This is a genomic window from Rathayibacter sp. VKM Ac-2762, from assembly GCF_009866585.1.
Classification (GTDB): Bacteria; Actinomycetota; Actinomycetes; order Actinomycetales; family Microbacteriaceae; genus Rathayibacter.
The window spans coordinates 183635-203600 of sequence record NZ_CP047419.1; the positions used below are offsets into that span (position 1 = coordinate 183635).

The following is a 19966-nucleotide window of genomic DNA, read 5'->3' on the forward strand; positions in this document are numbered from 1 at the left end:
CACGCCGTGGTGGCCGCACGTCCCGCCGAGCGGGGCCGGGCGGCCGAGCGGCTGCGCGGTCTCGTCCGGACCCCCGAGCTGAGTCCCGCGCGCGCCCTCGCCCGCGCGGGGGCGTCGCTCCCCGCCGTGCTGCAGATCGTGCTCGCGGCGATCCTCGCCTACTCCGTCGCGCACTTCCTCCTCGGGCACCCCTCGCCGGTGCTGGCGCTGACGGCCACGATCTCGAGCCTCGGCATCGCGCGCGACACCCGCCCCAAGCAGGTGGCCGAGACAGCGACGGGGATGCTCATCGGCATCACGGCCAGCGAGGTCCTGCTCCTGCTGTGGGGGAGCGGCGTCTGGCAGCTCGCCGTCGTCCTCGCGATCGTCTTCACGCTCGGCCGGGCCCTCTCGCCCTCGCCGGGGTTCGCCGTGGCCGCCGGGACCCAGGCGATGCTGGTGATGGTCCTCCCTGCGCCGGACGGAGGCGTCTTCACCCGGAGCGTCGACGGCCTGATCGGCGGGCTCGCGGCGCTGCTCTGCACGGCGATCGTGCCCCGCCCGCCGCTGCGCACGGCGCGGGCCGAGGCGCACCGGCTCCTCACCGCGCTCAGCCGGACCGTGGAGGAGCTGGCCGAGGCGCTCCGCCGGGGCGACTCCTCGGCGTCCACCGCAGCCCTCGAGCGGATCCGCGGGACGCAGCCGGTCATCGACGGCTGGACCGCGGCGCTCGACTCCGCGACCGGCGTCGCCCGGATCTCGCCGTTCGTCCGTCGGCACCGCGGCGAGCTCTCCCGCCAGGCCGTGATGCTGTCCGCGCTGGACCTCGCGACCCGGAATCTGCGCATCGTCGCGCGCCGCACCGACTTCCTCGTCGGGGACGGCGCCCCGCGGCCGGCGCTCGCCGGAGCGGTCGCCGCCCTCGGCCCGGGCATCGCGCTGCTCGGCCGCGCGGTCGCCGATCCGTCGGTGCTCGCCCTGGCGCGTCAGGACCTCGTGCTGCTCGCGACCACGCTCGACCCCCAGCGGCTGATCCCGGAGGCGCGCCTCGCCGAGAAGACGGTGCTCGTCCTGCTCCGCCCGCTCGTCGTCGACCTGCTCACGGCGACCGGCGCCGCTCCCGCCGAGGCTCGGGCCGCCCTGCCCCCGCTCGCCTAGGGCTCAGGAGGTCCGGTGCTCAGGCCCGGCGCTCAGGCCCGGCGCTCAGGAGGAGGGGGCGACCGCCTCCCACGCGACCGTCACCTCGCCCAGGCGCCAGCGCCGCGGCCCGCCGAGGACCGGCCACTCCGGCCGGAGGTCCCGGACCGCCGCGATCCAGCGCTGACCCGGACCGTAGACGGCGAGAGGAGCGTTCAGCGTCCACGCCCGCTCGAGGGCGGAGAGGAAGGCGTGCACGCCCTCGCCGGGCACGTTGCGGTGGATGAGGGCCTTCGGCAGGCGCTCGGCCGCCGTCATCGGCGAGGGGATCGCCGCGAGCCGGAGCGAGAGGGTCAGCGAGCGCGGGCCCTCCCGGCCGACCTCGATCCAGGTGCAGATGCGGCCGATCTCGTCGCAGGTTCCCTCGACCAGGACGCCGTCGGGCTGCAGGCGGTCCGTCATCGTCGCCCAGGCTCCCTCCACCGCGTCCTCGTCGTACTGGCGGAGCACGTTGAAGGCGCGGATGACGCCCGCCCGCCGCCCCGCGGGCAGGGGAACCTCGAAGCCGCCGCGCTCGAAGCGCACGCGCGCGTCCGCGGGGAACGGCGTGCCGCCCTCCCTCACCCGGGCGAGCTGGCGCCGAGCGGTGTCGACCCGTGCGGGCTCGATCTCGAGGCCGAGCACCTCGACGTCGGGCGCGGCCCGGACGAGCCGGCGGTGCAGCTCGAGCGTGGTGACCGCGCTCGCCCCGAAGCCGAGATCGACGACGAGCGGGGAGGCGGTGCTGCGCAGGACGGGCAGCTCGGCGAGCCGGCGGTCGACCCGGCGGAGGCGGTTCGTGCCCGTCGTTCCGCGGGTGACGGCTCCGATGGGCATGCTCTCCAGCGTATCCGCGGGCGAGGGGGCCGCCTCTAAGCTGGACGCATGTCCGAGACCTACACCCTCATCCTCGTGCGCCACGGCAACAGCGAGTGGAACCAGAAGAACCTCTTCACCGGCTGGGTCGACGTGCGCCTGACCGAGCAGGGAGTCGCGGAGGCCACCCGCGCCGGCGAGCTGCTGACCGAGGCGGGCCTGCACCCCGACATCGTCTACACGTCGCGCCAGACGCGTGCGATCCAGACCGCCAACATCGCCCTCGAGGTCGCCGGCCGCCTGTGGATCGACGTCAAGCGCTCCTGGCGCCTCAACGAGCGCCACTACGGCGCCCTGCAGGGCAAGGACAAGGCGCAGACCCTCGCCGAGTACGGCCCCGAGCAGTTCCAGACCTGGCGCCGCTCCTTCGACGTGCCGCCGCCCCCGCTCGACGACGACGACCAGTACTCGCAGGCGCACGACGAGCGCTACGCCGACCTCGGCGACGCACTGCCCCGCACCGAGTCGCTGAAGCTCGTGATCGAGCGGATGCTCCCGTACTGGGAGTCCGACATCAAGCCGGACCTCGCCTCGGGCAAGACCGTCATGATCACCGCGCACGGCAACTCCCTCCGCGCGCTGGTGAAGACGCTCGACGGCATCTCGGACTCGGACATCGCGGAGCTCAACATCCCGACCGGGATCCCGCTCGTCTACGAGCTGAACGAGGACTTCGAGCCGATCGGGGAGGCGCGCTACCTCGACCCCGAGGCCGCGGCCGCCGGTGCCGCCGCCGTCGCCGCCCAGGGCGCCAAGAAGTAGCACCGCCCCGCACGCGTGAACGGCCCGCCCGAGTCCTCGACTCCGGCGGGCCGTTCCCGTAGCCCCGGAGGCGGAGCGCACGGACACGTCCGGCCCGCAGGAGACGCTCGTTCCTGCGGGCCGGACGGTGAGACGGGCCGGAGCCCGAGGTGTCGACTAGGAGTAGTCGCCCGAGATCAGGTACTGGACCTTCTTGGCGATCGACACGGCGTGGTCGGCGAAGCGCTCGTGATAGCGGCTGGCGAGGGTCGCGTCGACGGTGTCGGCGGCCTGGCCCTTCCACGCCTCGCTGAGCACCTTGTCGAAGACGCTGACGTGCAGCTCGTCGATCTTGTCGTCCTCGTCGCGGATCTCCTCGGCGATGCGCGGGTCCTGCGAGCGGAGCAGGTCGGTCAGCTTGTGCGCGACGACCACGTCGAGGCGGCCCATCTCGACGAACGTCGGACGCAGGCTCTTGGGGACCACCTTGTCGGGGAAGCGGTAGCGCGAGAGCTGGGCGATGTGCTCGGCGATGTCGCCCATCCGCTCGAGCGATGCGCTGATGCGCAGCGCCGAGACGACGATCCGCAGGTCGCGGGCGACCGGGTTCTGCCGGGCGAGGATGTCGATCGCGAGCTCGTCGAGGCTGATGGCCAGCTCGTCGATGCGCGCGTCGCTCGCGATGACCTCCTCCGCGAGGGTGACGTCGGAGTGGTTGAACGCCTGGGTCGCCTTCTCGATGGCGATCTCGACGAGTCCGGAGATCTCGACGAGTCGTTCCTGGACCTCGGCCAGCTCCTGCTGGAAAACTTCGCGCATCTGTGTTCGACCCTCTCTACGGCGCGCGCGGACGACGGCGCCGGATCTGCGGCGAGCACCTCGCACGCCGCTGCGACTGCACTCCGTGGGCGCAGGCGCAGTCATGATGACCACGGCAGGTTAACGGACGGTGCCGGGCGTTTGAACAGTACTCGACCCCCGGAGGATCGACGGGCGTCCGGTAGGGGGACGCCCGGTGGATGGTTAGCCTGGGTCCGTGGATTCGGGCTTGATCGTGGTTCTGTCGCTCGTTCTCGGTGTCGCGATCGGGATCCTTCTGACGACCGTGCTCACGCTCGCCGCCCGCCAGGGCCGCATCGCGCAGGACGTGATCTCGGTCGGGCTCCCCGAGGGGATCGAGGCGATCATCGACGCCGTCGGCTCGCCGGCCTTCGTGACCGACCCGTCGCACAACGTGCTGAAGGCGTCCACCCGCGCCGTCGCGCTCGGCCTGGTCTCGCAGGACACGCTGCTCCACCCCGACCTCGCCGCCATCGTCGACCGCGTCCGCCGCTTCGGCGACGACATCGTCCAGGACCTCGAGCTCGCGACCAGCCCGCTCTCCGACGCCGCCGTGACGCTCGTCGTCCACGCGACCCGCCTGGGCTCCCGCTACGTCCTCGTCATCGCCGAGGACCACACCGAGGCGCGCCGGCTCGAGGCCGTCCGCCGGGACTTCGTCGCCAACATCTCCCACGAGCTGAAGACCCCGATCGGCGCCGTCGGCCTGCTCGCCGAGGCCCTCGACTCCGCCGCCGACGACCCCCAGCAGGTGCGCCGCTTCGCGCACCGGCTGACCCAGGAGTCGCACCGCCTCGCGAAGATCACCCGCGAGATCATCGAGCTCTCCCGCCTCCAGGCCGCCGACGTCGCCGGCTCCGCCGAGATCATCCGCGTCGACGACGTCGTCACGGCGGCGCTCGAGACCACCCACGTCATGGCGGAGTCGCACGACGTCACCCTGGTCAAGGGCGGGATGAAGAAGGCCTACGTCGTGGGGCAGGAGAAGATGCTCGTCTCGGCGCTGCACAACCTCCTCGCCAACGCCATCCAGTACTCGCCCGCCGGCTCCCGCGTGGGCATCGGCGTCCGCTCCACCGGCGGCGTCGTCGAGATCGCCGTCACCGACCAGGGCATCGGCATCCCGGAGGAGGACCTCGACCGGGTGTTCGAGCGCTTCTACCGCGTCGACCAGGCCCGCTCGCGCCACACCGGCGGCACCGGCCTCGGCCTCAGCATCGTCAAGCACGCCGTGCAGAACCACGGCGGCGACGTCCGCGTCTGGTCCAAGCCCGGCCGCGGCTCCACCTTCACCATCCGGCTCCCCGAAGCCGACCCCGCCCGGACGCCCTTCGCGGCGACCGCCCCGATAGGAGAACACGCGTGACCAGCATCCTGCTCGTCGAGGACGAGAGCGCCCTCAGCGAGCCCCTCAGCTACCTGCTCGAACGCGAGGGCTACGACGTCACCGTCGCCGAGGACGGCAACCGCGCCGTCGCCGCCTTCGACGAGGGCGACTACGACCTGATCCTCCTCGACCTCATGCTGCCCGGCATGCCCGGCACCGAGGTCTGCCGCGAGATCCGCACCCGCTCCTCCGTCCCGATCATCATGGTCACCGCCAAGGACTCCGAAGTGGACATCGTCGTCGGCCTGGAGCTCGGCGCCGACGACTACGTCACCAAGCCCTACTCCACCCGCGAACTGCTCGCCCGCATCCGCGCCGTCCTCCGACGCCGCACCGAGGAGCCCGGCGAGGAGCGGATCGTCGTCGCCGGCCCCGTCCGCATGGACATCGAACGCCACACGGTCGAAGTCGACGGCGTCGAGACCCCGATGCCCCTCAAGGAGTTCGAGCTCCTCGAGATGCTCCTCCGCAACGCGGGCCGCGTCCTCACCCGCGGCCAGCTCATCGACCGCGTCTGGGGGAGCGACTACTTCGGCGACACGAAGACCCTCGACGTCCACGTCAAGCGCATCCGCTCGAAGATCGAGAAGACGCCGAAGGAGCCGGTACTCCTGGTTACTGTCCGCGGCCTCGGCTACCGCTTCGACGCTTGATCGCGGGCCCTGGCGGGGCGATCTGCGGCGTTGTCGTCGGTTGCGATACCGCTGGTATCGCGCCCTCCTCCGCCTTGCAGCTCACCCCGCCAGGACCCGCGATCAACCCTGTGCTGGAGGGGTGAGGGGCGGGGCCGTCGCTGCGCGACGAGCCGGATGGGGTAGGGCCGTCGCTGTGGGACGAGCCGAGGGGGTGGGGCCGTCGCTGCGCGACGAGCCGTCGAGGGTGGGGCCGTCGCTTCGCGACGAGCCGGGCGGGGGCGTCGCTCAGGGCGTGGTACTCGAGTGGTCGGCGTATCGAGACCCGCGCAGCCGGACGTCGCCCGCCTGGTGGTCGAGTAGCCGGCGGAGCGGGTGTGTCGAGAACTGCGGGGACGACGAAGGGCCGCCCACCGGGGTGGACGGCCCTCGAGGGCGGAGGGGGCTACTCCGCGGTGGGAGCGTCGACGCCGGGCTCGGCGGTCGGAGTGGGGAGCGCGGTCCGGGCGGGGTCGGCCGTCGGGGTGACGGTCGGCGTCGCGGAGGGCGCGGGGGTCAGCGTCGAGTAGGCCTCGAGGGCGTTCGTCAGGACGGGAACGAGGAGCTCCTTGCCCTGCTCGGAGCCGTACTGGAAGTAGACGGGGAGCAGGCCGCCGGGGATCGTGTCGATGTCGTCCATCTGGACGGCCTCGGTGCTGTCGGGGCGGACCTCGGTACGGCCGGGGACGGCGTCGACGGTGTCGCTGGTGCGGCCCGCGGAGCCCTCGTACTGCACCTCGACGCTCAGCGCCTCATCGGTGGAGTTCACGAGCGTCACGATCAGGGTGCCGGCCTCGCCGTCGTCCGAGACGATCATCGCGTTGCGGATGGCGAGATCGCCGATCGTCGCGCCGACTCCGTCGCTCGGGTCGTAGATCTTGCGCGTCGCCTGCGGGGCGACGAGGTTGCAGCCGGCGGTAGCGAGGGCGACGCCGACCGCGAGAACGACGGATGCAGCGATACGCGCCTTCACAGGAACCTCCAGATCGTCGGCCCCGCTCGCCCCGGACAGGGCGACTTCACTGTGCACGAGCCGACACCAGGCTAGCGTAGCGAGCACCGCGGCTCCGCCCGTCCGGACTCCCGTCCCGCTCGGCGCGCATGGTAATCTGTCCGCCGCTGAAAGGACGTCGCATGCAGTTCGAGGTCGGAGAGACGGTCGTCTACCCCCATCACGGAGCCGCCACGATCGCCGAGGTGAAGACCCGGACGATCAAGGGCCAGGAGAAGACGTACCTGAAGCTCCGCGTCGCGCAGGGCGACCTCGTCATCGAGGTGCCCGCCGACAACGTCGACCTGGTCGGCGTCCGCGACGTCATCGGCCGCGATGGCGTCGAGCGCGTGTTCGAGGTCCTGCGCGCCGAGGTCGTCGAGGAGCCGACCAACTGGTCGCGCCGCTACAAGGCCAACCTCGAGAAGCTCGGGTCCGGAGACGTCGTCAAGGTCTCCGAGGTCGTCCGCGACCTCACCCGCCGCGACCGCGACCGCGGCCTCTCGGCGGGGGAGAAGAGCATGCTCGCCAAGGCCCGCCAGATCCTCGTCTCCGAGCTCGCCCTGGCCGAGAAGACCGACGAGGACACCGCCTCCGTGCTCCTCGACGAGGTCCTCGCATCCTGAACGGTCCGGCCGGCGCGCCGACCGCGGCCGTCGTCGTCGTCGCCGCCGGCAGCGGCACGAGGCTCGGCCGCGAGCGCCCCAAGGCCTACGTCGACTGCGCGGGGAGGACGATCCTCGAGCGCAGCCTGCGCACGGTGCTGCTGCTCGCGGAGCCGGTCCAGATCGTCGTCGTGGCTCCCGCCGCCCTCCTCGAGGAGACGGCCGCTCTGACGCACGCCGCCGGAGCCCCGGACGGCTCCGTCAGCGTCGTCGCCGGAGGCGCCAGCCGCCAGGAGTCGGTCGCTCGAGGGCTCCGGGCGCTCGGTCCGGCCGTCGAGACGGTGCTCGTGCACGACGCCGCCCGCGCCCTCACGCCCGTCGACCAGTTCGAGCGGGTGATCGCGGCGGTCCGGGAGACGGGCGGCGGTGTGATCCCGGGTCTGCCGGTCACCGACACGATCAAGCGCATCCGCGCCGACGGCGGGATTCTCGGCACGGTGGACCGCTCCGAGCTCGCCGCGGTGCAGACGCCGCAGGGCTTCCCGCGCGCGCTCCTCGACGAGGCCTACGCCTCGGCGGAGGAGGACTTCACCGACGACGCGGCGCTCCTCGCCTCGCGCGGCAGTCCCTCGATCGTCGTCGCCGGCGACCCGCTCGCCTTCAAGATCACCACCCCCTGGGACCTGGCCCGCGCCGAGCAGGTGCTCGCACCGCCGCCCGTCGTCGTCGTGCCGCGCGTCGGCATCGGCACGGACGTGCACGCGTTCGACGACGCGTCGCCGCTCTGGCTCGCCGGGCTGCACTGGCCGGGGGAGCGGGGCCTGTCCGGGCACAGCGACGGCGACCCGGTCGCCCACGCGATCTGCGACGCGCTCCTGGCGGCGGCGGGTCTCGGCGATATCGGCTCCCGCTTCGGCACGGCCGACCCGCGCTTCGCGGACGCCCACGGCGAGGTCTTCCTCCGCGCGACCCGCGAGCTGGTGGAGGCCGCCGGCTTCGCCATCGGCAACGTCTCGGTGCAGCTCATCGGCAACCGCCCGAAGTTCTCGCCGCGGCGCGAGGAGGCGCAGAGGCTGCTCTCGGAGATGCTCGGCGCACCGGTCAGCGTCGCCGCCACCACCTCGGACGCGCTGGGCTTCACCGGCCGGGGCGAGGGGGTCGCCGCGACCGCGACGGCACTCGTCCTGCCGACCCCCGCTGTCGCCCGGTAGTCCCCGGGCGGAGCCGCCGACCCGGCCGGGAGCGGTCCGCCCGGTAAACTCGCCCGCGTGACTCTGCGACTGCATGACTCGAAGGCCCAGGCCCTCGTCGATTTCGTCCCCCTCCGCGAGAACGAGGTCGGGATGTACGTCTGCGGACCCACCGTTCAGTCCTCGCCCCACATCGGGCACCTGCGCTCCGCCCTCGCCTACGACCAGCTGCGCCGCTGGCTGGCGTACCGCGGCTTCCAGGTCACCCTGGTGCGCAACGTCACCGACATCGACGACAAGATCCTCGCCATCGCCGAGGACGCGCGGCGTCGAGCGCCCGAGGGCGCGCCGGTCGAGCAGTGGTGGGCGCTCGCCTACCGCGTCGAGCTCGAGTTCACCGCCGCGTACACGGCCCTCGGCATCCTCCCGCCGACCTACGAGCCGCGCGCGACCGCGAGCATCGCCGAGATGATCACGCTCATCCAGACCCTGATCGAGCGCGGTCACGCCTACCCGGCGCCCGACGACTCCGGCGACGTCTACTTCGACACGCGGTCCTGGCCGGACTACGGCTCGCTCACCCACCAGCGCCTCGAGAGCATGGAGGCGGCGACCGACGCCGACCCGCGCGGCAAGCGCGACCCGCACGACTTCGCGCTCTGGAAGGGCGCCAAGCCGGAGGAGCCCGAGTCCGCCGCCTGGGCCTCGCCGTGGGGCGCCGGCCGCCCCGGCTGGCACATCGAGTGCTCCGCGATGTCGACGAAGTACCTCGGCACCCAGTTCGACATCCACGGCGGCGGGCTCGACCTGCGCTTCCCCCACCACGAGAACGAGCTCGCCCAGTCCAGCGCCGCCGGCCACGCCTTCGCCAGCTACTGGCTGCACAACGGCCTCGTGTCCGTCATCGGCCAGAAGATGAGCAAGTCGCTCGGCAACTCGGTGTTCGCCTCCGAGCTGCTCGAGGCGGCCCGCCCGCTCGTCGTCCGCTACTACCTCGGCTCGGCCCACTACCGCTCCACCCTCGAGTTCCACGACGGGGCCCTCGAGGAGGCCGAAGCGGCGCTGGAGCGGATCGAGGGCTTCCTCGAGCGCTCCCGCCGCCGCCTCGACGGCACGCGGTTCGCCGCGCTCGGCGAGCCGGTGGTTCCGGAGGAGTTCGCCGAGGCGATGGACGACGACCTGTCCGTCCCGCAGGCCATCGGCGTCCTGCACGAGACCGTGCGCGCCGGCAACGCCGCCCTCGACGCCGAGGACCTCGGCTCCGTCTCGGCCCTGCGCACCCAGGTACTCGCGATGGCGGCCGTGCTCGGCATCGACCCGGAGGCGCCCGAATGGGCGCGCTCCGACGACGAACCCTCGTACCGCGCGCTCAGCGTGCTGGTCGACCGCCTGGTCGCCGAACGCCAGACCGCGCGCGAGCAGCGCGACTGGGCGAGCGCCGACCGCATCCGAACCGATCTCGCCGCGGCGGGAATCACGATCGAAGACACCCAGACGGGTGCGCATTGGAGTCTCGATGGCGAATAAGCCCGGCCGCCCCGGAGCGGTCCGAAAGAAGAGCAAGGGCAAGGCCGTCGGTTCCGGCGGTCAGGGCCGTCAGGCCCTCGAGGGCAAGAAGCCCACGCCCAAGGCCGAGGACCGGCCCTACCACCCCGCAGGCAAGGCGAAGCTCGCGCGCGAGCGCTTCGTCGCCGCAGGCGGCAAGGGCCGCCCCGGCGGAGCCCTCTCCGCGGCCGCCCGCGGACAGGGGCGCCCCGCCCCGTCGCGCAAGCCCAAGAGCGGCGACGACTTCGAGATGGTGACGGGCCGGAACTCGGTCCTCGAGGCGCTGCGCGCCAGCATCCCGGCCACCACCCTCTACCTCGCGACCCGCATCGAGATGGACGACCGGGTCAAGGAGGCGCTCAAGATCGCCACCGCCCGCGGCCTTCCCGTGCTCGAGGTCATGCGCCCGGAGCTCGACCGCCTCGCCGGCCCCGACTCCGTGCACCAGGGCCTCGTGCTGAAGGTGCCGCCCTACGAGTACGCCCACCCGAGCGACCTGCTCGAGCGCAGCGTCTCCCGCGGAGCGGTCCCCCTCCTCGTCGCCCTCGACGGCATCACCGACCCGCGCAACCTCGGAGCGATCATCCGCTCCGTCGCCGCGTTCGGCGGCCAGGGCGTCATCGTCCCGCAGCGCCGCTCCGTGGGCCTCAACTCCGCCGCCTGGAAGACCTCCGCCGGAGCCGCCGCGCGCATCCCCGTCGCGATGGCGTCCAACCTCACCGCCATGATCAAGGACTTCAAGCGCGCGGGCGTCTTCGTCATCGGACTCGACGGCGACGGCGACGTGATGCTGCCCGGCCTCGAACTCGCCGACCGGCCGCTCCTCGTCGTCGTCGGCAGCGAGGGCAAGGGCCTCTCCCGCCTCGTCACCGAGCAGTGCGACGCCGTCGTCTCCATCCCGATCAGCTCCGCCACCGAATCCCTCAACGCCGGGATCGCGGCGTCGGTCGCGCTCTACGAGATCTCCAAACTCCGCTCCGCCTCCGAGTAGCGCGAGCGCCGGCACGGCGATCTGCGGCGTTGTCGTCGGGCGCGATACCGCCGGTATCGCTTCCTCCTCCGCCTTGCAGCTCACCGCGCCGGCACCCGCGCTCCAGGTCTGGATGTCAGGGGCGCCGCCTTCGGCGAGCGGACAGGGGCGCCGCCTGCGGCGAGCGGATCGAGGGGCGCCGCCTGCGGCGAGCGGACCGAGGGCGCCGCCTGCGGCGAGCGAGCCGGGGGAATGCGAAGAGGGCCCGTGCTGACAGCGCGGGCCCTCTTGCGGTGGTGGGGTCAGACGTTCTTCGTCCAGTCGACGTCGGCGTCCTCGTCGGTGAGCTCGGCGTCGCCGGACTCGTCGAGGACGAGGTTCGGGAGGGTCAGCGCCTCGGTGGGAGGAGCGATGACCGTCGCCTCGTCGCGGCGGTGACGCAGGATGTCGTTCACGTAGGCGGTGACCGCCTCCGCCAGGGGGACGTCGCGCGCCTGCTGCTGCGACATGAACCATCGGTGCTCGAGCAGCTGATGGAACATCTCGGCCGGCTCCAGGCGGCCCTTGAGATCGCGGGGGATCGAGCGGATGACCGGCTCGAACACCTGCGCCAGCCACTCGTGCGCCACCATCTCCTCGTCCAGGCCCTGCTTGTCGTAGGTCGCCGTGTACGAGTCGAGGTCGTTGAGCAGGCGCCGCGCCTGGTTCTCCTGCGCGTCCAGCCCGGTGAGACGGAGCAGCCGCCGCTGGTGGTGGCCGGCGTCGACCACCTTCGGCTGGATGCGCACCGTCGACCCGGCCTCGTCGGTCTTGATCGCGAGCTCCTCGATGTCGAAGCCCAGCTCGTTCAGCCGGTTCACGCGGTCGTTGATCCGCCAGCGCTCCGACGTCGCGAACGACTCGGCACCGGTCAGCTCCTTCCAGAGGCTGCGGTACGCCGCGACGATGCCGTCGGAGACCGTGATCGGGTCGAGGTCGTCGTCGACGCGACCGCCGGCCTCGAGGTCGAGCAGCTCGCCGGCGATGTTGACGCGGGCGATCTCCAGATCGTTCTCGCGCTGGCCGTTCGAGAGGCCGCCCGAGTAGAGCTGCCCGGTCTCCGCATCGACCAGGTAGGCGGCGAAGGCGCCGGCATCGCGCCGGAAGAGAGTGTTCGAGAGCGAGACGTCGCCCCAGAAGAAGCCGATCACGTGCAGGCGGACCAGGAGGAGCGCCAGCGCGTCGACCAGACGGGTCGCCGTGTCCGGCCGCAGCGTCTGCGAGAAGAGCGCCCGGTAGGGGAGCGAGAACTTGAGGTGACGGGTGACGAGCACGGCGGGCAGGGCCTCGCCCTCGTCGTCGGTGCGGTTCGTGATCACCGCGCCCGGAACCACGCACGGCACGTCGAGGCGCTGCAGCGTCTTCAGCATCTCGTACTCGCGCCGCGACATCTCGGCGGTCGTCTCCTTGACGGCGACGACGTGTCCGGAGAGGTGGGCGAAGCGGACCGTGTGCCGCGAGATGCCCTTCGGCAGGGCGGCGATGTACTCGTCGGGCCAGTCGTCGAGCCGCAGGTTCCACGGCAGGTCGAGCAGGGCCGGGTCGACGGTGGCCGAGGTGATGTTCAGGGAGCCGGACATGGTGCGCCGTTCGTGTCGCGTGTCGGACGGTGGGGGAGCCGCAGACGACGCTGCCGCCGCCCTGGAGGGGACGGCGGCAGCGTGCGGTGCAGGAGGAGGCTCAGGAGAGGCGCTCGCCCGACTCCGCGTCGAAGATGTGCACGCGGTGGTTCGCGGTCACGTACACGCGGTCGCCCGCGGTCGGGTGCACGCGGCCGTCGACGCGCGCGACGATGTCGGTGCGGCGGCCCTCGACCTCGGTGTGGCCGTAGAGGTAGCCGTCCGAGCCGAGCTCCTCGATGAGGTCGACCTCGATCGGCAGTCCGCCGGACTGGGTCGAGACGGTGACGTCCTCGGGTCGCACGCCGAGCGTGACGACCTTCTGGCTCGTCTTCGCGAGCGCCTCGCGGGCGATCGGGAGGACGGTGTCGCCGAACTTGACGCCGCCGTCGGTGACGTCCGCGTGGAACAGGTTCATCGCGGGCGAGCCGATGAAGCCGGCCACGAAGACGTTGTTCGGGTTCTCGTACAGGTCGCGGGGCGAGCCGACCTGCTGGAGGAGGCCGTCCTTGAGGACCGCGATGCGGTCGCCCATGGTGAGCGCCTCGGTCTGGTCGTGGGTGACGTAGACCGTGGTGATACCCAGGCGGCGCTGGAGCGTGCCGATCTGAGTGCGGGTGGACACGCGGAGCTTGGCGTCGAGGTTCGACAGCGGCTCGTCCATGAGGAACACCTGGGGCTTGCGGACGATGGCGCGGCCCATCGCGACGCGCTGGCGCTGGCCACCGGAGAGCGCCTTCGGCTTGCGGTTCAGGTAGGGCTCGAGGTCGAGCATCTTCGCGGCCTCGAGGACCCGCGCGGCGCGCTCGTCCTTGTTGACGCCGGCGATCTTGAGCGCGAAGCCCATGTTCTCGGCGACCGACATGTGCGGGTACAGCGCGTAGTTCTGGAAGACCATCGCGATGTCGCGGTCCTTCGGCGGAACGTCCGTGACGTTGCGGTCGCCGATGAGGATGCGGCCCTCGTTGACCTCTTCGAGGCCGGCGAGCATTCGCAGGGAGGTGGACTTGCCGCAGCCGGAGGGGCCGACGAGGACGAGGAACTCGCCGTCGCCCACCTCGAGGTTGAGCTTGTCGACGGAGGCGCGAGTGGCCCCGGGGTAGACGCGGGACGCGTGGTCGAAAGTTACGGACGCCATTGTTCTTGCTCCTTCACCGGCAGGTACGTGCCGGACGATCCGAGTGAATGGAAGTGATGGTCATCATCGCGTGGGCGACTCCGACCAACCGTCACAGTATGCCACGGGGCCGACAGTCGTCGGTCGGGCACCGCGTATCCGTCGTTTGGAGGTTTCCCAGGGCTCGCGCGTAGGATTCCGGCGAGTCGCGCCCGGCGACCCCCTTCTTCCCCCTCTCTCATTCGGAGCGTTCTTGTCATGACCACCGGCGGAGCCAACGACCGTCTCTCGAAGAACCAGCGACGAGAGGCCGCCCGAGAGAAGGCGCGCCGCCTGCGCGAGCAGCAGAAGCGCCGCGACCGCGTGAGCCGCTTCGCCCTGCAGGGCGGGCTCGCCGCCGTCGTCATCGCGGTCGTCGTGATCGTGGTCTTCGCCGTCACGTCGAGCATCCGCCCCGCGGGCCCGGGCCCGGCGAACATGGCGAGCGACGGTGTCGTCATCGGCGAGAACATGGTCGCGCAGACGAGCGGTGCCGTCGCCGCCGACGGGACGCCCACCCCCAGCGCGCTCGACACCTCGGCCGGCACGGTCGACATCCGGGTCTACCTCGACTACCTCTGCCCCTACTGCGGCCAGTTCGAGAAGACCAACGGCGACCAGATCAAGGAGTGGGTGACCAGCGGTGCCGCGACGGTCGAGATCCACCCGATCGCGATCCTCACGACCCGCTCCAACGGCACCAAGTACTCGGAGCGCTCGGCCAACGCCGCCGCGTGCGTCGCGGACCGCTCGCCCGACTCGTTCTTCGACTTCAACTCGCTGCTGTTCGCGAACCAGCCGGCGGAGGGGACCGACGGACTCTCGGACGACCAGCTGAAGGACTACGCCTCGCAGGCCGGCGTCGAGGACACGGCGGCCGTGAACACCTGCATCGACGACCAGAGCTTCGTGAGCTGGGTCCGCGCCGCGACCGAGCGCGCCACGTCGGGTCCGCTGCCCGGCACGGACGTGCCCGCTGTCACGGGCACCCCGACCGTCCTGGTCAACGGCGAGGCGTACTCGGGCTCGCTGACCGACCCGGACGCCTTCAGCTCCTTCGTGCTCTCGGCCGCCGCCGACTCCTACTCGTCGGCGACTCCCGCGCCCACCTCCTCCGAGACCCCGGCGCCGAGCGACACGCCCGCCTCGACCGAGACGCCCGCGTCGACCGAGGCCCCCGCGTCGACCGAGACCCCGGCTCCCGGCGACGCCCCGGTCTCCACCGAGGCTCCGGCCTCCTCCGAGCCGACTCCGGCCGCCGCGGGCTGAGCCCCGGACGCGCACGAGCCCCGCGCATGCAGAAGGCCCCGACCGCACGCAGCGGTCGGGGCCTTCTTCTCTCCTGAGCCGACGACGGGACTCGAACCCGTAACCGCCCGATTACAAGTCGGGTGCGCTACCAATTGCGCCACGTCGGCAGGTGCGCTCGCGCGCCCGGCCACCCTATCGCGGGCCCCGGATCCGCCCGGATCGGGGCCCGCCGCGTCTCACGGCTCGAGGATGCTGAGGTGCCGCTCGGCGGGAGCGGGACGCTTGGGGCCGCCGATCTTCCCGTCGGGACGGCCGACGTAGAGCCAGCCGAGCAGCTCCTCGCCCTTCTCGAGGCGATGCGCCTTCCGCACGGCCTTGTCGCGCGTGTAGGAGCCGGTGCGCCAGAAGACGCCCCAGCCCGCCTCGTCGAGCAGCAGGCTCAGGAGGTGGGCGACGCCCGAGGCGACGGCCTCCTGCTCCCAGGCCGGCACCTTCGACTTCTTGACGCTGACCACGACGGCCAGCAGCAGGGAGGCGCGGTGCGTCTTCTCGATGTACTTCCGCGGGTCCTTCTTCGCCCCCGAGGCGACCGCGAAGCTGCGACCGACCCGGTCGCGGGCGGCGCCACGGATCTCGATGACCCGCCACGGGCGCAGCGAGCTGTGATCGGCGAGACGCGACGCCGCCGAGACGAACGCCGCGATCTCGTCGTGCCCCGGAGCCTCCGGCGTCACCTTCGAGCGCGATCGGCGCGCGAGGACGGCCTCGAGCACGGGGGAGGAGGACACGGTCACTCGCCCTCGGCCTGGAAGTTCAGGGCGATCGAGTTCATGCAGTAGCGGTCGCCGGTGGGCGTGCCGAAGCCGTCGGGGAAGACGTGTCCCAGGTGGGATCCGCAGTTCGCGCAGCGGACCTCGGTGCGGACCATGCCGAGGGTGCTGTCCTCGATCAGCTGGACCGCATCCGGGTTCACGGACTCGTAGAAGCTCGGCCAGCCGCAGCCGGAGTCGAACTTGGTGCCGCTCTTGAAGAGCTCGGCGCTGCAGGCGGCACAGGTGTAGAGGCCGGAGCGGTGCTCGTCGAGCAGCTCGCCGGTCCACGGGCGCTCGGTGGCCGCTTCGCGCAGGACCGCGTACTGGTCGCGGTCGAGCTCCTCGCGCCACTCGGCGTCGGACTTGTTCACGGAATACGACGACATGGGTCTCCCTCGGAATCCTCGTCAGTGTACGGGGGCGGTCGCGCCCCTCCACCTGGTCCAACCCCCGGGACGACGGCTCCATTCCGCCTCCGCGGGCTCTGGAGGAGACTCCCCGCCGGCACGCCGCGACGCGGTCACGAGCCGTTCGGAGCGCCTCCCCGGCGGTGGCGTCGCGCCTGCCTACCCTGGGGGGATGAGCAGGACGACGGACCCGAGGCCGGGCACCGGTCTGTCCGAGCGCGAGCTGCGGGTGCTCGCCTTCGAGCGCGAGTGGACGGCCCGCTCCGGGGACAAGGACGACGCGATCCGCTCCCAGTTCGGACTGTCGGCCGCCCGCTACTATCAGGTGCTCAGCGCGGTGCTCGCCTCTCCGGCCGCCCTCGCGCACGACCCGATGCTCGTCACGCGGCTGCAGCGCATCCGCGACCAGCGCGCCGGCGCCCGCGCCTCGCGACGCCTCGGGCGCCTCGAGTAGACGAGCTGCTCGAGTCCACCAACGGAAGGCCGGCCGTACCCCCGATGTCGAACACGCACCCGAGAGACCGCTTCGACGAGGTCCCGGCGACGGAGGCGCGCGTCGGCGCCCACCGCCGGCCGCCGGCCCCTCACGCCCGCGCGGTCGCCCTCGCCTGGGCCGCGCTCGCCACCGGAGTCATCGTCCTGCTCGGCTTCATCGGGCTGCTGGTCATCGACGACCGGGTGCAGTTCACGGACGTCTTCACTCCGCCGACCGCGACCGCGGAGGCGACCCCGACCGCCGCCGCGACGCTCGATCCCGATCTCGCCGTCGCCGTCCTCAACGGCACCGCCACCGTCGGACTCGCCGCCAGCGCCGGCGACGCCCTGACGACGGCCGGATGGAGCGTCCCGACCGTCGCGAACGCGAACACCGAGGACATCGCCGCCACGACCGTCTACTACACCGACCCGGCGCTCGAGGGAGCGGCCCTCGGTCTCGTCGACTCGCTCGGAACGGGGACCGTCCTGCTCTCGCAGGACTTCGTCGAGACGGGCTCCGTCGTCGTGGTCCTGGGGGCCGATTACGCCTCCGAGCAGGGCTGATCGGGGCCCTCTGTTACGGGCACGTTTCCTCCGTGTTGAATCCCGGGCAACTCTTCCCCGCGAGGCCCTCTCCCGCCCCTTCCGGGCCCGATCGTCGGATTAGTATTCCTGACCAGGCACCAGCACATCGCTCGTGCCGCGGGCATCACAGCACTGGGGAGTACAGAGATGGCGAACGGAACCGTCAAGTGGTTCAACGCTGAGAAGGGCTACGGCTTCATCACGGTCGACGGCGGCGGACAGGACGTCTTCGTCCACTACTCCGCGATCGACATGTCGGGGTACAAGGTCCTCGAGGAGGGGCAGCAGGTCGCGTTCGAGGTCGGCACGGGGTCGAAGGGCCCCCAGGCCGAATCGGTCCGCCCGGCCTGACCGCCGAGCCTCCCGGGAGCCGTCGTCCGCCTCGTGCGGGCGGCGGCTCCTTCGTGTCGGAGCGCGTGCCGGTCGCTTGCACTCGTCCACCGCGAGTGCCAGAATCGACCTTGGCACTCGCTCCGGTCGAGTGCCAGCACAGACATTTCACGACGTCCGGGAGGGACGAGAAACACACATGGCCAAGATCATTGCTTTTGACGAAGAAGCCCGCCGCGGCCTCGAGCGTGGACTCAACACTCTGGCCGACGCGGTCAAGGTGACCCTCGGCCCGCGCGGCCGCAACGTCGTCCTCGAGAAGAAGTGGGGCGCTCCCACCATCACGAACGACGGCGTCTCCATCGCCAAGGAGATCGAGCTCGACGAGCCGTACGAGAAGATCGGCGCCGAGCTCGTCAAGGAGGTCGCCAAGAAGACCGACGACGTCGCCGGCGACGGAACCACCACCGCGACCGTCCTCGCTCAGGCGCTCGTCCGCGAGGGCCTGCGCAACGTCGCAGCCGGCGCCGACCCGATCAGCCTCAAGAAGGGCATCGAGAAGGCCGTCAAGGCCGTCACCGCCGAGCTCATCGCCGGCGCGAAGGCGATCGAGACCAAGGAGGAGATCGCGGCGACCGCCTCCATCTCCGCCGCGGACCCCGAGATCGGCGCGATCATCGCCGAGGCGATCGACAAGGTCGGCAAGGAGGGAGTCGTCACCGTCGAGGAGTCGAACACCTTCGGAACCGAGCTCGAGCTCACCGAGGGCATGCGCTTCGACAAGGGCTACCTGTCGCAGTACTTCGTGACCGACCCCGACCGCCAGGAGGCGGTGTTCGAGGACCCCTACATCCTCATCGTCAACTCCAAGGTCTCGAACATCAAGGACCTGCTCCCGGTCGTCGACAAGGTGATCCAGGCGGGCAAGCAGCTGCTGATCATCGCCGAGGACGTCGACGGCGAGGCGCTGGCGACCCTGGTCGTCAACAAGATCCGCGGCATCTTCAAGTCGGTCGCCGTCAAGGCCCCCGGCTTCGGCGACCGTCGCAAGGCGCAGCTCCAGGACATCGCGATCCTCACCGGCGGCCAGGTCATCTCCGAGGAGGTCGGCCTCAAGCTCGAGAACGTCACCCTCGACCTGCTCGGCTCGGCCCGCAAGGTCGTCATCACCAAGGACGAGACCACGATCGTCGAGGGTGCCGGCGACGCCGAGGCCATCGCCGGCCGCGTCGCGCAGATCCGCGGCGAGATCGAGAACACCGACAGCGACTACGACCGCGAGAAGCTCCAGGAGCGCCTCGCGAAGCTCGCCGGCGGCGTCGCGGTCATCAAGGCCGGAGCGGCGACCGAGGTCGAGCTCAAGGAGCGCAAGCACCGCATCGAGGACGCCGTCCGCAACGCGAAGGCCGCCGTCGAGGAGGGCATCGTCGCCGGTGGTGGCGTCGCCCTCATCCAGGCCGGCAAGCTCGCCTTCGAGAAGCTCGAGCTCGTCGGAGACGAGGCGACCGGCGCGAACATCGTCAAGGTCGCCATCGACGCCCCGCTCAAGCAGATCGCCCTCAACGCGGGCATGGAGCCCGGCGTCGTCGCTGCGAAGGTCCGCGAGCTGCCCACCGGACACGGCCTCAACGCCGCGACCGGCGAGTACGTCGACCTCATCGCCGCGGGCATCATCGACCCGGTCAAGGTCACGCGCTCCGCTCTGCAGAACGCGGCGTCGATCGCCGGTCTCTTCCTCACCACGGAGGCCGTCGTCGCCGACAAGCCCGAGAAGAACCCGGTCGCCGCGGGCGGCGACCCCACCGGAGGCATGGACTTCTAGTCCGTCCCCCCACCACGCAGAAGGCGGTTCCCCTCCGGGGGAGCCGCCTTCGGCGTTTCCGGAGGCATCTGAGCGAGCAGCAGGCGACCGAACCGGCAGGTGGTTCTGAATCCGCTCCGCGACCACAACGGCGGTCCTCCTGCGGTGGCACCGCCCTCCGCGCCGCCTCGGTCTCCTCAGCGGACACAGTAACCAGAAGCGCGTGGAAGGCGCCGGTGCGGGTCGCGACGTCCGGGGTCAGGGCGGAGATGTCTTCGGCGGAACGGATGCGGACGGCGACTCCGCAGGATCCGGCGACGCGGCACCCGTCGAGCGTCGGGCCTCATCTCCAGCGGTCCGGGCGGGCTCGCCGCCCGCTGGTTCCCAAGAGGAGAGAGTGAGCCGCGCGCGGCCGTGCGCGGCCGTGCGCGGCCGTGCGGGCCGGGTGGGCGAGGTCACGGTCGCTCGGGCGGATCGATCCGTGCCGCTCGCGGACGTCGACGGGAGAGCTCGGACCG

At 71.7% G+C, this 19966-nt stretch carries 20 protein-coding genes and 1 tRNA gene; 13 read left to right on the forward strand and 8 right to left on the reverse strand.

What is annotated here, in order from left to right:
* Positions 1-6 precede the first annotated feature (6 nt).
* A complete protein-coding gene (locus tag GTU71_RS00940) occupies positions 7-1137 on the forward strand; it encodes an FUSC family protein (protein WP_159939109.1) in 1131 nt (376 codons plus the stop codon).
* 45 nt (positions 1138-1182) lie between these two features.
* Here GTU71_RS00940 and GTU71_RS00945 read toward each other — a convergent pair whose 3' ends face one another.
* Positions 1183-1992: a class I SAM-dependent methyltransferase gene (locus GTU71_RS00945; RefSeq protein WP_104328760.1), complete on the reverse strand. Its 810-nt coding sequence runs from the start codon at positions 1990-1992 to the stop codon at positions 1183-1185.
* 48 nt (positions 1993-2040) lie between these two features.
* Here GTU71_RS00945 and GTU71_RS00950 point away from each other — a divergent pair, with 48 nt between their 5' ends.
* The gene (locus tag GTU71_RS00950) at positions 2041-2793 is read left to right on the forward strand and encodes a phosphoglyceromutase (protein WP_159939110.1); all 753 of its coding nucleotides are present in this window, start codon (positions 2041-2043) and stop codon (positions 2791-2793) included.
* Between the two features lie 156 nt (positions 2794-2949).
* On the opposite strand, the gene phoU is transcribed toward GTU71_RS00950, so the two are convergent.
* Positions 2950-3591: a phosphate signaling complex protein PhoU gene (gene phoU / locus GTU71_RS00955; RefSeq protein WP_104224693.1), complete on the reverse strand. Its 642-nt coding sequence runs from the start codon at positions 3589-3591 to the stop codon at positions 2950-2952.
* Between the two features lie 217 nt (positions 3592-3808).
* Between phoU and GTU71_RS00960 the strand changes: the two genes are divergently transcribed.
* Together GTU71_RS00960 and GTU71_RS00965 are read left to right on the forward strand one after the other, a co-directional pair.
* On the forward strand, positions 3809-4978 hold the full coding sequence (locus GTU71_RS00960) for an ATP-binding protein (protein WP_104224692.1): 1170 nt from the start codon (positions 3809-3811) through the stop codon (positions 4976-4978).
* A complete protein-coding gene (locus GTU71_RS00965) occupies positions 4975-5652 on the forward strand; it encodes a response regulator transcription factor (RefSeq protein WP_104227263.1) in 678 nt (225 codons plus the stop codon). The genes GTU71_RS00960 and GTU71_RS00965 overlap by 4 nt, the downstream gene beginning before the upstream one ends.
* 424 nt (positions 5653-6076) lie before the next feature.
* On the opposite strand, the gene GTU71_RS00970 is transcribed toward GTU71_RS00965, so the two are convergent.
* Positions 6077-6643: a hypothetical protein gene (locus GTU71_RS00970; protein WP_104224588.1), complete on the reverse strand. Its 567-nt coding sequence runs from the start codon at positions 6641-6643 to the stop codon at positions 6077-6079.
* 161 nt (positions 6644-6804) lie between these two features.
* Between GTU71_RS00970 and GTU71_RS00975 the strand changes: the two genes are divergently transcribed.
* The 4 genes from GTU71_RS00975 to rlmB are packed head-to-tail and all read left to right on the forward strand — an operon-like array spanning position 6805 to position 10992.
* Positions 6805-7287: a CarD family transcriptional regulator gene (locus tag GTU71_RS00975; protein ID WP_159939111.1), complete on the forward strand. Its 483-nt coding sequence runs from the start codon at positions 6805-6807 to the stop codon at positions 7285-7287.
* The gene (gene ispD, locus GTU71_RS00980; protein WP_159941053.1) at positions 7281-8477 is read left to right on the forward strand and encodes a 2-C-methyl-D-erythritol 4-phosphate cytidylyltransferase; all 1197 of its coding nucleotides are present in this window, start codon (positions 7281-7283) and stop codon (positions 8475-8477) included. The genes GTU71_RS00975 and ispD overlap by 7 nt, the downstream gene beginning before the upstream one ends.
* A 57-nt stretch (positions 8478-8534) precedes the next feature.
* On the forward strand, positions 8535-9983 hold the full coding sequence (gene cysS, locus GTU71_RS00985; RefSeq protein ID WP_104226483.1) for a cysteine--tRNA ligase: 1449 nt from the start codon (positions 8535-8537) through the stop codon (positions 9981-9983).
* A complete protein-coding gene (gene rlmB / locus GTU71_RS00990; protein ID WP_104224591.1) occupies positions 9973-10992 on the forward strand; it encodes a 23S rRNA (guanosine(2251)-2'-O)-methyltransferase RlmB in 1020 nt (339 codons plus the stop codon). The genes cysS and rlmB overlap by 11 nt, the downstream gene beginning before the upstream one ends.
* A 281-nt stretch (positions 10993-11273) precedes the next feature.
* Here the strand turns inward: rlmB and GTU71_RS00995 are convergent, their stop codons facing one another.
* Together GTU71_RS00995 and ugpC are read right to left on the reverse strand one after the other, a co-directional pair.
* Entirely contained in the window at positions 11274-12590 is a 1317-nt protein-coding gene (locus tag GTU71_RS00995) for a DUF4032 domain-containing protein (protein WP_104226481.1), read from the reverse strand.
* A 100-nt stretch (positions 12591-12690) separates the two neighbouring features.
* On the reverse strand, positions 12691-13767 hold the full coding sequence (gene ugpC / locus GTU71_RS01000; protein WP_159939112.1) for a sn-glycerol-3-phosphate ABC transporter ATP-binding protein UgpC: 1077 nt from the start codon (positions 13765-13767) through the stop codon (positions 12691-12693).
* 237 nt (positions 13768-14004) lie between these two features.
* Here ugpC and GTU71_RS01005 point away from each other — a divergent pair, with 237 nt between their 5' ends.
* Positions 14005-15054: a thioredoxin domain-containing protein gene (locus GTU71_RS01005; protein WP_159939113.1), complete on the forward strand. Its 1050-nt coding sequence runs from the start codon at positions 14005-14007 to the stop codon at positions 15052-15054.
* A 76-nt stretch (positions 15055-15130) separates the two neighbouring features.
* Here GTU71_RS01005 and GTU71_RS01010 read toward each other — a convergent pair.
* The 3 genes from GTU71_RS01010 to msrB all read right to left on the reverse strand — a co-directional run bounded on the left by GTU71_RS01010 (position 15131) and on the right by msrB (position 16234).
* Positions 15131-15203 (reverse strand) — tRNA-Thr (locus GTU71_RS01010).
* 69 nt (positions 15204-15272) lie between these two features.
* Positions 15273-15830, reverse strand: a complete 558-nt coding sequence (locus GTU71_RS01015) for a nitroreductase family protein (protein ID WP_104226480.1) — start codon at positions 15828-15830, stop codon at positions 15273-15275.
* Positions 15827-16234: a peptide-methionine (R)-S-oxide reductase MsrB gene (gene msrB, locus GTU71_RS01020; RefSeq protein ID WP_104224596.1), complete on the reverse strand. Its 408-nt coding sequence runs from the start codon at positions 16232-16234 to the stop codon at positions 15827-15829. The genes GTU71_RS01015 and msrB overlap by 4 nt, the downstream gene beginning before the upstream one ends.
* Positions 16235-16427: 193 nt before the next feature.
* Here msrB and GTU71_RS01025 point away from each other — a divergent pair, with 193 nt between their 5' ends.
* The 4 genes from GTU71_RS01025 (at position 16428) to groL (ending at position 19469) form a co-directional block, all read left to right on the forward strand.
* Complete coding sequence (locus GTU71_RS01025) at positions 16428-16709, forward strand: DUF3263 domain-containing protein (RefSeq protein ID WP_104224597.1); 282 nt, start codon at positions 16428-16430, stop codon at positions 16707-16709.
* A 44-nt stretch (positions 16710-16753) separates the two neighbouring features.
* Positions 16754-17296 carry a LytR C-terminal domain-containing protein gene (locus tag GTU71_RS01030; RefSeq protein ID WP_104224598.1) on the forward strand — a complete coding sequence of 181 codons (543 nt, stop codon included), beginning with the start codon at positions 16754-16756 and terminating at the stop codon, positions 17294-17296.
* Between the two features lie 168 nt (positions 17297-17464).
* Positions 17465-17668: a cold-shock protein gene (locus tag GTU71_RS01035; protein ID WP_104224599.1), complete on the forward strand. Its 204-nt coding sequence runs from the start codon at positions 17465-17467 to the stop codon at positions 17666-17668.
* Positions 17669-17846: 178 nt separating this feature from the next.
* Complete coding sequence (groL, locus tag GTU71_RS01040) at positions 17847-19469, forward strand: chaperonin GroEL (protein ID WP_104224600.1); 1623 nt, start codon at positions 17847-17849, stop codon at positions 19467-19469.
* Positions 19470-19966 lie beyond the last annotated feature (497 nt).